The 15809-nt window shown below is 61.5% G+C and carries 15 protein-coding genes; 4 read left to right on the forward strand and 11 right to left on the reverse strand.

The features are described from left to right. Positions 1-98: 98 nt before the first annotated feature. The 3 genes from AB7783_RS21595 (at position 99) to AB7783_RS21605 (ending at position 2475) form a co-directional block, all read left to right on the forward strand. Positions 99-1223, forward strand: a complete 1125-nt coding sequence (locus tag AB7783_RS21595) for a vWA domain-containing protein (protein WP_441278772.1) — start codon at positions 99-101, stop codon at positions 1221-1223. Between the two features lie 249 nt (positions 1224-1472). Continuing rightward, positions 1473-2141, forward strand: coding sequence for an MBL fold metallo-hydrolase (locus tag AB7783_RS21600; protein WP_441278773.1), 669 nt, complete (start codon positions 1473-1475; stop codon positions 2139-2141). A gap of 7 nt (positions 2142-2148) precedes the next feature. Then, positions 2149-2475, forward strand: coding sequence for a hypothetical protein (locus AB7783_RS21605; protein ID WP_089263487.1), 327 nt, complete (start codon positions 2149-2151; stop codon positions 2473-2475). Positions 2476-2480: 5 nt separating this feature from the next. Here the strand turns inward: AB7783_RS21605 and AB7783_RS21610 are convergent, their stop codons facing one another. The 9 genes from AB7783_RS21610 to AB7783_RS21650 form a co-directional block, all read right to left on the reverse strand. After that, entirely contained in the window at positions 2481-2732 is a 252-nt protein-coding gene (locus tag AB7783_RS21610) for a hypothetical protein (RefSeq protein WP_093757625.1), read from the reverse strand. Between the two features lie 65 nt (positions 2733-2797). Next, on the reverse strand, positions 2798-3769 hold the full coding sequence (locus tag AB7783_RS21615) for an acyl-CoA desaturase (protein ID WP_244528061.1): 972 nt from the start codon (positions 3767-3769) through the stop codon (positions 2798-2800). 166 nt (positions 3770-3935) lie between these two features. Next, a complete protein-coding gene (locus AB7783_RS21620) occupies positions 3936-4355 on the reverse strand; it encodes a DUF1236 domain-containing protein (protein WP_441278774.1) in 420 nt (139 codons plus the stop codon). Between the two features lie 195 nt (positions 4356-4550). Beyond that, complete coding sequence (locus tag AB7783_RS21625; RefSeq protein WP_441278775.1) at positions 4551-7040, reverse strand: PAS domain-containing protein; 2490 nt, start codon at positions 7038-7040, stop codon at positions 4551-4553. A 99-nt stretch (positions 7041-7139) separates the two neighbouring features. Further along, positions 7140-8327: an extracellular catalytic domain type 1 short-chain-length polyhydroxyalkanoate depolymerase gene (locus AB7783_RS21630; protein ID WP_184512348.1), complete on the reverse strand. Its 1188-nt coding sequence runs from the start codon at positions 8325-8327 to the stop codon at positions 7140-7142. Positions 8328-8539: 212 nt separating this feature from the next. Then, positions 8540-8788 (reverse strand): hypothetical protein, encoded by a 249-nt coding sequence (locus AB7783_RS21635; RefSeq protein WP_441278776.1) that lies wholly within the window; start codon positions 8786-8788, stop codon positions 8540-8542. Between the two features lie 105 nt (positions 8789-8893). Beyond that, on the reverse strand, positions 8894-10291 hold the full coding sequence (gene chrA / locus AB7783_RS21640) for a chromate efflux transporter (RefSeq protein ID WP_441278777.1): 1398 nt from the start codon (positions 10289-10291) through the stop codon (positions 8894-8896). Between the two features lies 1 nt (position 10292). After that, entirely contained in the window at positions 10293-11111 is an 819-nt protein-coding gene (locus AB7783_RS21645) for a chromate resistance protein ChrB domain-containing protein (protein WP_441278778.1), read from the reverse strand. 144 nt (positions 11112-11255) lie between these two features. After that, positions 11256-12665: an MFS transporter gene (locus AB7783_RS21650; RefSeq protein ID WP_441278779.1), complete on the reverse strand. Its 1410-nt coding sequence runs from the start codon at positions 12663-12665 to the stop codon at positions 11256-11258. Between the two features lie 276 nt (positions 12666-12941). Between AB7783_RS21650 and sthA the strand changes: the two genes are divergently transcribed. Next, positions 12942-14336, forward strand: coding sequence for a Si-specific NAD(P)(+) transhydrogenase (sthA, locus tag AB7783_RS21655; protein ID WP_441279742.1), 1395 nt, complete (start codon positions 12942-12944; stop codon positions 14334-14336). Positions 14337-14412: 76 nt separating this feature from the next. Here the strand turns inward: sthA and AB7783_RS21660 are convergent, their stop codons facing one another. Both AB7783_RS21660 and AB7783_RS21665 read right to left on the reverse strand, forming a co-directional pair. Beyond that, the gene (locus AB7783_RS21660; protein WP_441278780.1) at positions 14413-15219 is read right to left on the reverse strand and encodes a cupin domain-containing protein; all 807 of its coding nucleotides are present in this window, start codon (positions 15217-15219) and stop codon (positions 14413-14415) included. Further along, positions 15216-15638, reverse strand: coding sequence for a hypothetical protein (locus AB7783_RS21665; RefSeq protein WP_089263479.1), 423 nt, complete (start codon positions 15636-15638; stop codon positions 15216-15218). The genes AB7783_RS21660 and AB7783_RS21665 overlap by 4 nt, the downstream gene beginning before the upstream one ends. Positions 15639-15809 lie beyond the last annotated feature (171 nt).

Below are 15809 nucleotides of genomic sequence, written 5' to 3' on the forward strand. Positions count from 1 at the left end.
GGTCTGCCGCTCGCATGTCGCAAGCCGGACGCAAGTTTTCCGCGAGCGGCGGCGGGCGAGTTCTTCCATCGCTGCAGCCCGGATTACGGAGACATCCCATGAACTTAGCCCATATCGGCCGCGTCATCCTGATCGCCGCTGCCGCAACTTTGCCGCAGGCGATTTTCGCCGGTTCCGCGCAGGCAAAGCCGACCGTCGAAGTCGCCTTCGTGCTCGACACCACCGGTTCCATGAGCGGGCTGATCGAAGGCGCCAAACGTAAGATCTGGTCGATCGCAACCACGATCCTCGACAGCAATCCCGACGCCGACATCCGCATGGGTCTCGTCGCCTATCGCGACATCGGCGACGACTACGTGACCAAGACCTTCGACCTCACCACCGACATCCAGGACCTCTATGGCAACCTGCTGCAGGTCCGGGCGCAGGGTGGCGGCGACTGGCCGGAAAGCGTCAACGAGGCGCTCGATGTCGCCGTCAACAAGCTGCAATGGACCAAGGGCAACGATGTCAGGCGTATCGTCTTCCTGGTCGGCGACGCGCCGCCGCATATGGATTATCAGCAGGACACGAAATACACGACCACGCTCGAAGTCGCGAAGCAGAAGAACATCATCGTGAACGCTGTTCTCGCAGGCGCCGCCCGCGATACGGAGAAGGTCTGGCGCGACGTCGCCCAGCGCGGCGACGGCCGTTTCATCGCAATCCCGCAGGATGGCGGCCAGATTGTCATCATCGAGACGCCCTATGACGAAGAGATCATCATCCTGCAGAACGACATCAACAAGACGGTGATCCCCTACGGCCCGCGCGCGCTGCAGAAGCACACCGAGAACAAGACCCGGCAGCTCTCGGAAGTCGCAGCGGCGGCGCCCGCCTCGGCAACGGATATGGCAAGCTACATCAACAAGCGCGCGAAAGTGTCGTCGGAAGCCGTCACCGGCGGCGGCGACCTCGTCAGCGACGTGTCCGCCGGCAAGCAGAAACTCGACAGCGTGAAGGAAGATGAATTGCCTGAGGCCATTCGCAAATTGTCGCCGCAGCAGCGCGCCGATGAACTCGGCAAGCAGATGAAGGATCGCAAGGCGCTGAACGACAAGCTGACAGCGCTGGTGGCCAAGCGCGATGCCTACCTCATGACCCAGCGCGACAAGGCGCCGGCCAAGGCGTCGTCCTTCGACCGCGAGGTGGAGGCGACGCTGAAGGTGCAGTTGAAGAAGTAGAACGCGGTCGTCCTTCCTCCCCTCTCCCCCAGCGCAGCGAGGCTGCGCGCCGCGGGAGAGGGTGCCTGAGCGAAGCGAAGGCGGGAGAGGGCCTTGAGCAAGCGCCCCCCTCTCCCGTCTCGAACCGCTCTGCGGTTCGATCCACCCTCTCCCACCCGTCGCGGCTGCGCCACGCCCGGGGAGAGGGGAAGAAAGAAAGCCGCCCAAATTCCCCCTTTTCTCGCCCGCAAAAATCAGCATTGTGGCGCGATGACAGATGAAACCGAACATAAAGGCCAGGCCGGCGGCACCATCATTCCGGTGACCCTGTTTCAGCAGAACTGCATGTTGCTGTGGGATGAGGCCACGCGGCAGGCCGTGGTGATCGATCCCGGCGGCGACGTGCCGCTGATCCTGGACGCCATTGCCAAGGCCAATGTGAAGGTCGAACAGATCTGGCTGACCCACGGCCATATCGACCATGTCGGCGGCGCCGACGAGCTGCGCGAAACGCTGAAGGTCGAAATCATCGGCCCGCATGTCGCCGATACGTTCCTGCTCGAACATGTCGAGGACAGCGGCGCAAAATACGGCATGACGGGCACCCGCAACTTCATGCCTGATCGCTGGCTCAATGAAGGCGACACCGTCAGTGTCGGGGGCCTGACTTTCGACGTGTTGCACTGCCCCGGTCATTCGCCCGGCAGCGTCGTGTATTACAGCAAGGCGATGAAATTCGCCCATGTCGGCGACGTGCTATTCGCAGGCTCCATCGGGCGGACCGATTTCCCCGGCGGCAGCCATGAGACATTGATCAATTCGATCACGACCAAGCTGCTGCCGCTCGGCGACGATGTCGGCTTCATCTGCGGTCATGGCCCCGGCTCCAGCATCGGCCAGGAGCGCATGACCAACCCGTTCCTCACCGGCGAGGCATAATCCCGCCATGAGCGACGACAGGGCTTCCGGGGAGCAAGGAGCGCTTTCCAAGCACATCCTGCCGAGCTCCGGGACGATGATCGGCGTCTGCGCGACGCTGATCGGACTGGTCAAGATCATGGAGCCGCAGATCGGCCCCAGCCGGGTCGATGAATATTCGGCCATCGCCTCGCTGTTCTTCCTCGCCAGCGCGGTCGCGTCCTACACATCGATGCGGAAGTCGCAAAACCGCCAACTCAGCGAGCGCTGCGAGTCGATTGCCGATCAGTGCTTTCTGGGAGGCCTCGTCGCGATCACGGTAATCATTCTGTTTTTCGCCTACGAAGTCATCTAGCCAGATTAGTCGGCTCGAGCGGGATCGGCCCAGTCTTCGATCTGCGATGCCGCAATGGTGCGCTTGGGTTGATATGGATTGAGTGTGCCGGCTGTAGCGGTCCAGCCTTTGGCCAGGATTTCCCGGGCGAACAGTTTTGCATCGATTTCGGATTTGAAGGTCCTGGTCGTACGCACACCGTTTGTCGCACGAGTGTCGGACTTCACGGATTTGTCGGGGCCAAACGCCACGTACCAGATATCGGGCTTCGTCATCATGGTGTAGTAACGCGAATTGTGACGAAAAGTTGCATCTCGTGTGGCATGCTCGAGCTTGGCAGGCCTTACCTCTTGGTCGTATGCCGCGGCTCGACAATATCCGATACCAGGCCGAGCTTCTCCAGCAGGCGGATCGTCAGATAGGTGGTATCGAACTCCCACCAGCGATGGCCATGGCGCGCGGAGCGCTGATCGGCGTGATGGTTGTTATGCCAGCCCTCGCCATGGGCGAGGTAGCCAATGAACAGATTATTGCGGCTGTCCTCATCGGTCGCGTAGTTGCGATAGCCCCAGATGTGGGTGACCGAGTTGACCGCCCAGGTCTGATGCCAGACGAAGACGGTTCGCACGAAGACCGCCCAGATGACGATGCTCAAAGCGAACTGCACGGCCTCGGCCCATGAGCCGCCCCACAGCAGTTTGCCGGCCAGGCCCGCAAAGAAGAAGACGTTGATCTGGATGAGCAGGATCTTCAGCTGCCAGAAATTGCGCTCCAGCGCGACATAGAACGGATCGCGCAGGACGTCCTTGGCATATCGTTCATAGATGCCGAGGCGGGACAGGTCCGGGTTCTTCACCAGCAGCCAGCCCATATGGCCCCAGAAGAAGCTGGCAAGCGGGCTGTGTGGGTCCGGCTGCTCGTCGGACTTCTCGTGATGACGGCGATGGATGGCAACCCAGCGCGCCGGCGTATCCTCGGCGCAGCAGATCGCCACGACAACGAAAGCGTGCTCCAGCCATTTCGGACACTTGAAACCACGATGCGTCAGCAACCGGTGATAACCGATATTGATGCCGATGAGGCCGAACAACCGCGCTGCGATGACCGCCACAATCACCGCTGTCCAGTTGAAGAACATCGGCATCAGCGCGAGTAGTGCGAGTGCGTGAAAGGTGGCGATGGTGAGCGTGTTGAGCCAGTCGATGCGATAGGGCTGCACGCCGTCCGGCAAAGCGAGACCTGTCTCGGTACGATCGGCAAGGGGAATGTCCAGTGCGATGGCAGGGGCGATCTGATCGCGATTGCTGGTGGCCATCGTTCTCCGCATCCGGGCGATTGATCGCCGCGTGGTGCTCGTGTGATTCCCCGGCACTTCTCTACGCGAGAACATCGGCGCTGACTACAGATACGCCGCAGGCCATAGATGGAACAAAACGGGCCGCCTGAAGGCGGCCCGTTCGAAAAGTCATTTATTGATCGGCTTAATCGATCACTTCCACGATGCGATGGGTGCGCGGCTCGACGAGAACCGTGCGACCATTGACCACGGTGTAGCGGTATTCACGGGCGGAATTGTATTCTGCCGGAACCTCGTAATAGGTCACGCCGCTCTCAGGCAGCACGGCACCGACACGAACTTCGTTGCTATAGGTGTAGGATGGGCGACGCTGTTCCACGACATAGCTGCGGAACCGCGGACGATCGTCGACACCGAGCACGCCGGCTACGCCGCCGACAACACCACCGATGGTGCCGCCTACGATAGCGCCCACAGGACCAGCTGCGCGCTCGCCATCGCGCGCACCACGCTCAATGCCTCCGGGGACACCCTGAGCCTGAGCAACGGCGGGAAGAGCCATCATGGTGACGATGGCAGCGGTTCCAAGAAGACGGCGGATCATGATGATCTCCAGTTTTGATTGATCGGTATTGCGCCGATACAAGCTCGCGGCCGCACAATGGTTCCGGCGATTGAACTGTTAGAACCTGCGCATCGAGGCTGAAATATCTGGAGAGATATGGAACCGGAGGGCTACGCCTTTTATTCTGACGCGTTTTCTAGACGCGAACCGGTATCCACTTCGCTTGAAAACGCTTTAGCTCGTGACCATCGCGCGGATGCGTCGCAGGAAATGATCGAGGTCGAACGGCTTGGTGATCATCTCCATCCCAGGCAGCAGAAAGCCTTTCGCCATAACGACGCTTTCGGAATAACCGGTGATGAACAGGATCTTCAAGTCCGGCCGCGCCTCGCGCGCTTGATCGGCAAGCTGACGGCCGTTCATGCCGGGCAGCCCGATATCGGTGACCAGCAGATCGATATTCGGCGTCTCGCGCAGGACCCGCAAGCCCGACGGACCATCAACTGCCTCAAGCACGCGATAGCCTTCGTCCTTCAACATATCGACGATGACAGAGCGCACCACCGGCTCATCCTCGACCACCAGCAGGGTTTCGCCTGCGGCCACATGCTGATCGCCCTTCAGCGGGGCCGCATCCTGTGCGGCAGCGTCTCCCTCATGGCGCGGCAGATACAGTTTCACGGTCGTCCCAATATCGAGCCTGCTGTCGATGCTGACATGTCCGTTGGACTGACGCGCGAAGCCGTAGATCATCGATAGGCCGAGGCCCGTGCCCTGCCCGATCGGCTTTGTCGTGAAGAACGGATCGAAGGCGCGCGCCACGACCTCCGGGCTCATGCCGGTTCCGCTGTCGCTGACGCTGATGCAGATATAGTCGCCAGGCGTCAGAGCCGGCGCATTGGCATTGATGGCATCGACGCGCACATTCTGTGTCGCGATCTTCAAGTGCCCGCCATCAGGCATCGCGTCGCGCGCATTGATCGCCAGATTGAGCAACGCGCTCTCCAACTGGTTCGGATCGCACAGCGTGCACCATAGATCAGGTGCCGCCACGATATCGAGATCCAGCGTCTCGCCAATGGTCCGGCGCAACAGATCCTCCAGCGAGACGATCAGCATATTGGCATCGACGCTTTTCGGAATCAGCGGTTGCCGCCGCGCGAAGGCCAGCAACCGGTGCGTCAGCGCAGCCGCACGATTGGCCGAGGTCATCGCAGCGTCGATATAGCGCGCGATATTGTCGGTGCGACCCTGACCGAGCCGTGTCTGCATCAAGTCGAGCGAGCCGACGATGCCGGTGAGCAGGTTGTTGAAGTCATGCGCGATGCCGCCGGTGAGCTGACCGACAGCCTCCATTTTCTGCGACTGCCGCAGCGCCTCTTCAGTGTTTTTAAGGCGCTCGGCGGCAGCCTTCTCGGCCGTGATATCGCGCGCCACGCAATAGATCTGGTTCTGATCCGGCACCGCCGTCCAGGACAGCCAGCGATAGGAGCCATCCTTGTGGCGAAGGCGATTCTCGAAGCGGATCGTCGGCTCGCCGGCAGCAAGCTTATCGACCTCGGCCATCGTCCTGGCCTGATCCTCAGGATGCTCGAGCCAGCGCGAGGTCGTGTTGAGCAGCTCGGCCTCGCTCCAGCCGAGCGTGCGCGTCCAGGCCGGATTGACGGTGCGCCAGACGCCATCATGGTCGGCGACCATCAGGAGGTCCTGCGACACGCTCCAGATCCGGTCGCGCTCACGCGTCTTGTCGCGCACGCGCTGTTCCAGCGTCTCATTGAGGTCTGCTAGTTTTGCCGCGAGCCGACGCGCCTCATCCTCGCTCTTGCGCAGCGCTTGCTCTGCCAGCACCTGATCGGTGACGTCGGTATGCGCACCGACCAGCCGCAGCGGCTTTCCCGCGTCGTCGCGCTCGATATAGGATCGCACTGAAATCCAGCGGGTCTGGCCATCGCTCGGGCGAATGATGCGATACTGCACAGTATAGTCGCGCACGCCGCTTTTCACCGCGTCGCGAAACTTCTGCTCCGTCGCCTCGCGATCCTCGGGATGGATGCGACGCACCCAATCTTCGTGCGATTCGTTGGCCGCTTCCGGCGGCAAACCATGAACGATCAGATATTCGGGCGATCGACGGTTGCGGAAGCCGGTACGCAGATCGACTTCGAGACCACCGATCTGGCCGATCTGCTGCACACGCGCGAGCTCTGCTTCTCGCTCGCGCAAGACAATGGTCGCTTCATGATCCCGGGTAACATCGCGGCAAACCACCAGCACGCCGCCGACGCCGTCATCCAGATCGAGCGGACTATAGCTGTAGGTCCAATAGCTGTGTTCGAGCTTGCCATTGCGCGTCATGGGGATCAGCTGGTTTTCATGCCAGGTGGCACCGCCGCCACTCATCACCTGCGCGATCTGCGGGCCGATGATGGGCCAGATTTCGTGCCAGAATTCACGGCCGCGCGCGCCCAGCCCTGCGTGATGCTGTTGTGCATCCATGGTCAGCGCATAGGCGTCATTATAGAACTGGATGAGGTCCGGTCCCCACCAGATGAACATCGGGTGGTTGGTATTCAGGACGATCCGGATCGCGGTGCGCAGACTCTGCGGCCAGGTATCCGGGGCTCCGATCGGATGCGATGCCCAATCGTAAGCACGCATCAACGCCCCCATCTCGCCTCCACCGGCGAGAAAGTCGGGCGAATTCGGTCGATGGGCATCCAACATGCGCGGGCAATCGGTACGCAAGACCAGTCTGACGTATCTTGAGAACTTAGCGCCCTGTCAGACCTGGCGCAAATCGGCGCCGATCACGCCTGTTACTTGTCAGGGTGACTTGATGAGACCGGCAGCCGTGAGGGCACGAGTAATGGCACCGTTGATATCGATAGACCGCCGTCCTACGGGATCGCGGCGCGCGGCGCGTCGATCGCCTGATGTGCGCGGCTTTTGCGTCACCGATGAGACAGTGGCATCCGCCGGAGCCGCCGGTTCCACGGCTGCAGCTTCGACATTGCGGGGTGCAAGCTGCCGGGTAAGGCCGAAGAACTGCGCGATATGATACGAGGATGAGATGCCGGCTTCGAGCAGGAAGGCACCGGCGGCGCCATAGGGCTCGTCCTGTCCGGCAATCGCCAGCGGCGTGCCATGCGCCATGTCGGTGATCGTGTAGGATTCCACGACGGTTTCACCGTCCTTGTTCCACCACACCTCACGCGGATAGCCGTCGACATCCACGGCGGACATCGGTGCGGGCGGCAGGCCGTGAAGGTCGAGCCATTGCTTGACGATCTCGCCGGCATTGGCCGGATTGACGGTGCGATCGGCACTGCCGTGCCAGACGGACACTTTCGGCCACTCACCGGTATGCGGCGATGCCTTGCGCACGAGGTTGCCGAGATCGTTCGCGGCACGCGGCGCCGCGCGATACATGCCGCTCAGCGCTTCCTGCATGGTGGTGGCGATACCGTAAGGCAAGCCCGCAATGATGGCGCCGGCCGCAAACACGTCAGGATAGGTTGCGAGCATCACCGAGGTCATCGCGCCGCCGGCCGACAGACCCGTAACGAAGATGCGCTTGCGATCCACATCGTGGTCCACGGCCATCTGCTCGATCATCTCACGGATCGAGAGCGCTTCGCCGCTATCGCGCGCGATGTCATCGGCATTGAACCAGTTGAAGCAGGTGTTGCCATTATTGGATGACTTCTGCTCAGGCATCAGCAGCGCGAAACCATAACGCTCGGCGAGAGCAGACCAGCCGGTGCCGTTGTCATAGCCCGCAGCGTTCTGAGTGCATCCGTGCAGCACGACGACTAATGCCGGATTTGCTGCCAGCGTGGCGGGCACGTAACTGAACATACGAAGGTCGCCGGGATTGCTGCCGAAACCCGTTGATTCGCTGATCGGGCTCAAACCTGCCGACGCACGGCCGCGCGCCAACCCCTGCAACGTATTGATTCCGGGCGGTTTCGGGAGATTGCGAAGGAAATCGATATTATCGGCAAGAGACACGGCAGCTCCTAGGTCGTCAGGCTTATACAACAGTACCGACGACATATGGTTGCTGCACTGCAAAATAAAACAAATACGGTTTCAATATACCTATCAACGAAACGAGAGGCGCCACGGACGCTTCCGAAATTACCTATATTGCAAAGGAAGCCCCGCAGGGCCGGCCATAACATGGCCAGGTCATACGGGGCGAGTCGGGGAGAGATGACGAGTTACTGTTTCATCTCGTTCTTCATCATCTTGTCTTTCTTCATGCCGTCGTTGTGCATGGAATCCTTCTTCGCGCTATTTTTCGACATTCCCTGGGTGCCCGTGGCCTTGGTCTCGCCTTCCTTCGCCGTCGTGCCGGTGCCCATCTTGGTCGAATCCTGGCCGGAGGGGCCGGTCGCCTGGGCAAAGGCTGCGAACGGAGTAGCGCCGATGGCCGTGGCGCAGATCGCAACAAGAATGGTTTTCCGCATGGTCAGCTCCTGTTGAGTGAACGGCCTTCAACGCAACGTCGTTCGAAACGTTCCTGTTCCGTCGGCCGTCAATTACCGGTTCCGCACACGGTTTCGCGATTGACGTCACACCAGACCGACGATGTGCAAAAGCACACCCGCGCCTGCACAAGCCAACAGTATCTGCAGCAGACCAATCCTCAGATAGAAGACCCCAAGCAGCGCCGCGACCGACAGCGCGACAGCCCATCCGTTGACGCTGTGCAGAACCGGCATGTCGAAGCTGAGTCCGAGCGCACGAACAGGTTTCACGTCGCGAAACATCGTGTGGATGGCGAACCATATCGCCAGGTTGAGGATGACACCGACCACTGCGGCGGTAATCGCCGCCAGCGCGGCGCTCAGCGCGCGATTGCCACGAAGGGTTTCGACGAACGGCGCCCCGAGAAAAATCCAGAGAAAGCACGGCGCAAAGGTCACCCAGGTCGCGAGCAATCCACCAAGCGTGCCCGCCAGCAGCGGCGGCAACATCCCCGGTGCGCGGAAGGCCGCCATGAAGCCCACGAATTGCAGCACCATGATCAACGGACCAGGCGTGGTTTCGGCCATGCCAAGGCCATCGAGCATCTCGCCCGGCTTCAGCCATGCGTAGTGATCGACGGCCTGCTGCGCGACATAAGCGAGAACCGCATAGGCACCACCAAAGGTGACCATTGCCATCTTGGAGAAGAAAACGGCAATCTGGCTGAACACGTCATTGCTGCCGAACGCCACGAGCAGCACAGCGACGGGCGTGAGCCACAGCACCAGCCAGACGGTCGCAACGATGAGCGACTGCCGTACACTCGGCCGGGCATGGAGAGGAAGTTGATCTCCGAGCAAACTATCAGCGTCGCCTCCGCCTGATGACCCGTGACCCGCACTCACCGTGAAGGCCGGCAGACCGGCCCGACCGCCGAGGAAGCCAATCGCTGCCGCACCGAAAACGATCACCGGGAACGGCACATCGAGAAAGAAGATCGCGAGGAAGGCGATGGCTGCCAGCACGCGCATCACATCGTTCTTCAGTGCACGGCTACCGACCCGCACCACCGCCTGCAGCACGATCGCGAGCACTGCGGCCTTCAAGCCGAAGAACAGCGCCGCGACGATGCCGACATTGCCGAACACAGCATAAATCCAGCTCAGCACCATGATGCAGATCGCACCGGGAAGGATGAACAGCCCGCCGGCCATCAGCCCGCCAGCGGTCCGGTGCATCAGCCAGCCGATATAGGTCGCAAGCTGCTGCGCCTCCGGGCCCGGCAACAGCATGCAATAGTTCAGCGCGTGCAGAAACCGGCTCTCCGACACCCAGCGCTTCTCATCGACGAGGATGCGATGCATCACCGCGATCTGCCCGGCCGGACCGCCGAAGGAAAGCAACGCGATCCGCAGCCACACCGAAAATGCCTCCGAGAAGGAAACGCCGTGGGTCTGCGGCTCGGGAATGGCTGGTGGTGTGACCGAAGTTGCTTCCGCCATCTCAAGCTTTCGTCTTTGCTGTCGGCCAGTTGTGGGTTTCGGTGCTGGCATCTCGGCACCAGCGATAGAACGCATCGTACAGATTCAGTCCAGCCTCAAGCTGCTCGAGATCGTCGGCATACATCCGCGACAGGCCGAGTGACGCCGCCAGCAGGCCCGGCGCTTCCGGGGCGAGATCGAGCCGTGCTGTATCCGCTGCGCGGACAATGGTAGCCAGCCGCAGCAACGGCGGCGTGGCGAGGCCGAATTCCTCGATCATCACATCGAAGGTACAGAGCTCGCCGCGATGGCTCCAGAACACGCCTTCGATATCGAAGGGCGCAGCATCAAATTTCTCGCCGACGGCCGAGACTTCCGACGGCGCAACGAACATGAACAGCGCCGCCGGATCGATGAAACGCCGGATCAGCCAGGGACAGGCAATGCGGTCGATCTTTGGGCGTTCGCGCGTCACCCACAAAGTGCGGCCCTGCGGGTTTTGCGGCGGCAACTTGCTGGTGGGAACGCGCGGCAGGCCTGCACTCTCCCATGCGAGATACCCGCCTTCCAAAACCTCTGCCGGGATACCGGCATCGCGCAGCAGCGCGGCAACGCCGTGACTGAGCTTGAGACCTTTCTGGCAGATCACCATGGCGGACCGACCGCGCAGCGCCGCGGCCCAACCATTCACGTCGCCGAATGGCCGCCGGACCGAACCCGGCAGGAGAAACGGCGACCGGGCGAAATCCTCGTCGGTGCGGACATCGACGAGCGCGGGACATTTCGGCGTCCCGATCAGGCGAACGAGTTTTTCAACGGAAATGCTGTTAATCGATGACATGGCGCGTCCTTGCAGGAATGCGGGACGCGATACTTGGGCATGTCGCCTCGTGGGGAGATCGCTTTGTCCCCATGCCCTAATATCAAGCCATCGCGATTGACCTGTCAAGGCGCGTGCTGGACGATCAAACGCCGTGCTGGAATTCTATACGTTGCCCGCGCGGCGCATCCACAGCAGAAAGCCCGCACTGGCGGCGACCGACAACACGCATAATGCGAGGCTTGCGAGCAGCGCGGTGACTGCCGATGCTGCGGATTGCACCGCGAAATAGACCGCGCCGATCGCAGCAACGCCGGCTGCATTGGCGATTTGTGTCGTGGTGCCGTACATGCCCGAGCCGGCTCCCGCGCTCGACGTTTGTACGGTCGACAGCACGGCACTGGACAGCGGCGCCATGACCAGACCCTGGCCGTAACCGAACACGGCAAGCGGTACCGCCAGCAGCGATGCAGACGACGCGTTGACGGCCAGCACCGTTGCAGCCAGCGCGGCAAGACCGATGACCTGCACCGCACACCCCTCGATCAGCACCAGCGTGCCACGATGGCGTGACCGCATGCCGCTGTGACGCGACGCGACAACGAAAGCCAGCGCCAGCGATACGAAAATAAAACCGGCCCGCAGCGGCGGCATGTGCAACGCGTTCTGCATGAACAACGTCATCACGAGGTAGAATGACAGATTGGCGAAGAAGAAAAAGAACACCGCGCACAGCCCGCGCATGAAAGCAGCATCCGCGAGCAACGCCAGATCGATCAGCGGCATGCCACCACGCAGCGCGACACGGCGCTCCAGCCTGACGAAGCCGACGATCACTGCCGCACCCATAGCCATCGCCAGCCACACAGACGGCGCCCAGTGCAATTCGTGCCCGAACAGCAGCGGGCCGATCAGACCGAGCAACCCGGCGAACAGCACCAACGCACCCGGTATATCCAGCCGCGTGCCTGGACGGCGAGGAACGGATGGCATCAGCCGCCACGCCGCCGCGATGATGACAAGCCCCATCGGTACATTGACGAAGAACACCGCACGCCAGCCGAGGCCTGCAAGGTCCATCGTTACCAGCAGCCCACCGAGCAGAAAGCCCGCAGCGCCAGCAAGGCCGAGCACGATGCCGTAGACGGCGAAGGCGCGGGCGCGGGCTTCATCGACAAACAGCACGTGGATGGTGGCCAGCACCTGAGGCACCATCAGCGCTGCAGTGGCGCCCTGTGCCAGCCGCGCCAGAATTAGCTCCGGTCCGGATTGCGCGAGCCCGCACCACAGCGACGTCAGGGTGAAGCCGAGCACGCCGGCGAGAAAGGTGTTCCTGGTGCCGTAGATGTCACCGAGCCGGCCGCCGGTGATCACCAGCGTCGCATATCCGATCAGATAGACCGCAATCACGGCCTCGATCTGCGCCGCGCTGGCACGAAGCTCGACCGCGATGGTTGGGATCGCGACATTGACGATGAAGGCATCGACCCCAAACATGAACTGCGCCACAACGACGATCGCCAGCACCCACCAGCGGCGCACGGAGTCGACAGGATTGGCAACGATCTGGTGCATGGAGCGCCTCGCTCAACGGTCGGCCTGAAGCAGCCGTCCACTTTGATCCCAGCTTCCAGTCATCGCGTCGATTACCTCGGAGGTAGCTTTATTCAATTGAACTCTCCCGTCGGAATTGGTGGCGCGCTGACCGCAGGCCCGGCTTCGCAGGTCGATCTCCCCGTCCAAGTCACACCGAATTTGCATTCCTCGTGCAGGAAGATACCGCCTGTGGCCCGATTGCTGCATGGCGAAGCGATTGCATATGCCGGCCCTTCCGGTTTCGAGGCCTCTTCGATGTATGACTACGACATGATCGTGATCGGCTCCGGCCCCTCCGGCCGGCGCGCAGCCGTCCAGTTCGCCAAGCTCGGCAAATCGGTGCTGGTGGTGGAGAAGGGCCGACGGGTCGGCGGCGTCTCGGTCCATACCGGCACCATTCCATCGAAGACCCTGCGCGAGACCGTGCTCAACCTGTCCGGCTGGCGCGAGCGCGGCTTCTACGGCCGCTCCTATCGGGTGAAACAGGACATCGAGGCCCACGACCTGATCGTGCGGCTGCAGAAGACACTCGACCACGAGGTCGAGGTGCTGGAGCATCAGTTTAGCCGCAATGCCGTGAAGACGGCGCTCGGCGAGGCACGTTTCACCGGACCGCACCAGATCGAGATCGCCAACGAAAAGAACGAAATCAAGAATGTCACCGCCGGTCATATCCTGATCGCCTGCGGCACACGGCCATTCCGACCCGACTACGTCCCGTTCGACAACAAGACAGTGTTCGACAGCGACGAGATCATCGACCTGCCGAAGCTGCCGCGCAGCCTCGCGGTGATCGGCGCCGGCGTGATCGGTGTCGAATATGCCACCATCTTCAGCGCGCTCGATGTCGCCGTGACCCTGATCGAGCCGCGGCCGACCTTTCTCGATTTCATCGACAAGGAGCTGATCGACGAATTCATGCATGAGCTGCGCGATCGCAATGTCGCGCTGCGGCTCGGCTCCAAGGTCAGTACGATCGAGCAGAACGCACATGGCCAGATCGTCACCCGGCTCGCTGACGGCCGCAACGTCACGTCCGAGATGTTGCTGTTCGCTGCCGGCCGCGTCGGCGCGACCGACCGGCTCAATCTCGATGTTGCCGGCATCGCCATCGATCACCGCGGTCGCATTGCCGTCGATCCCGTAACGCTGCAGACCAGCGTGTCGCATATCTATGCGGCGGGCGATGTCATCGGCTTTCCTTCACTGGCCTCCACATCGATGGAGCAAGGCCGCGTTGCCGCCTGCCACGCGCTCGGGATGGAGCCGCTGGCGCCCCCGGAGTTCTTTCCCTACGGCATCTATTCGGTGCCGGAGATTTCCACGACCGGGCTCACCGAAGAGGAAGTCCGCCAGAAGGGCATTCCCTATGAAGTCGGCGTCGCGCGGTTTCGCGAGACCTCGCGTGGACATATCATGGGCCTGGATAGCGGCATGATGAAGATGATCTTCTCGACCAAGACCCGCCGCCTGCTCGGCGTGCATATTCTCGGCGAAGGCGCCACCGAGCTGATCCATATCGGCCAGGCCGTGCTCAACCTCAAAGGCACGATCGACTATTTCATCCAGAACACGTTCAACTATCCGACTCTGGCGGAGGCCTACAAGATCGCCGGGCTGGATGCGTGGAACAGGATGACGGCAAGGTAACTCTTTGTCATTCCGGAGCACAGTCTCGGCGCAGCCGAGAGCACGAGCCGGGAATGACTGAGGCAGCCCCACTCTCCTAGCTGCGCTTGCCACCAATCGAGATGAACGCCATGAGACAGGGCTCCGGCAACGGGTTGCGCCAGCGATGGCGTGTCCCGTTCTGCACGACGCAGTCGCCCTGACGCAAATGGACTTTCTGACCATCGTCCAATTCCAGCGTCATCTCGCCGCGAACCACGACTCCGTAATCGATCGTATCCGACGTGTGCATGCCTGGTGCATCGCGCTCGAAATGATCCCCCATGCCCGGGACCTTGTCCGACAACTCGCGCAGCCCGCTTTCCATTGTGACGCCGGGCGGCGGCTTCCAGCCTTCGGGCCGCTTGGGCGGATACGAAATCAGACGAAACATCGTTCCTCCCGGGCCGGGAAAAGCGCGCGTTCCCTTGAGCATCGGGTCCGGCTCCAGGCCCGTAAGTCCGGGCACTCCCTCGGTCATGTAGAGTTCGTAGAATGTCAGGCCGGGATTGGCATCGATCTCCACGACCTTGGACGTGACATCGAAGGACTTGAACACCGACTTGCCGGCTTCATCGCGGCCGGTCACGACCCGCTTGGGCGGTGGCAGCTCGCTCGCATCTTTCGCATCCGAGCTTTGCGGCAGCGCGGCCAAAGCGCCGCCACCGACGATCACCGAAAGCGCCTGAAGCAGTTGGCGCCGATCGCTGCCTGCAAATCGTTCAGTACCCTGCGCTGCATCCAGAGACCCAGCATTCGAAGGCTTAGGCTTCTGACGTGACAACCACCGCCATGAGAACTTGCTCATCTGCATTCTCCATCGCGCTTTATCGTCAGCACATCGCTGTGCTGCGAGGCTGATCAAGCCGACATGACGTAGGGGATGCTGCCGATAATGGCGGCAAGCTGGAATGCGTTCGACAGCATGCCGCCCCAATGCATCCGTCGGAGCCGGCGCACGGCCTCGGCATCACCGGCGTCTCGTGCACTCATCTGACTATCCATCCGCCGCAAGAACCAGCCCCGCGCCCAAATCGCAAAAGCCGCGATCAAGCCGATGCCGATGGTGAAAACCAGTCGACCCGCCAGTGCAAAGGCCGTTGTCGCGATGACACCGGCGATAGCGACCATCAGAAAATAAGAGCGGAACAGGCCCCGCAGTAACTGAGTCACTTCCGGGATATCCAGCCTCACCAGCAGAAAGGCCGGTGACGACAGCAGAAAGAAGCCCATCGAGAAAATCAGAAGGACCATAGAGGCCAAAGCGACGGCATCGGGCGTCATGCAATTACCCTTCTATCTGTCCGGGCAACAACCTTTCCATCAACTTCCGATACTAATATCCCCGCCTGCTTCTTCAACACTATTGGGCTTTGGTCGAATCCGCAGAGATATCTCTCCCCCAACAGAACAGCGCTATCCGAAGGACCTGACACCGGCGAGCCCACCCACTAC

It is taken from the genome of Tardiphaga sp. 172_B4_N1_3, from assembly GCF_052076035.1.
Lineage (GTDB): Bacteria > Pseudomonadota > Alphaproteobacteria > Rhizobiales > Xanthobacteraceae > Tardiphaga > Tardiphaga robiniae.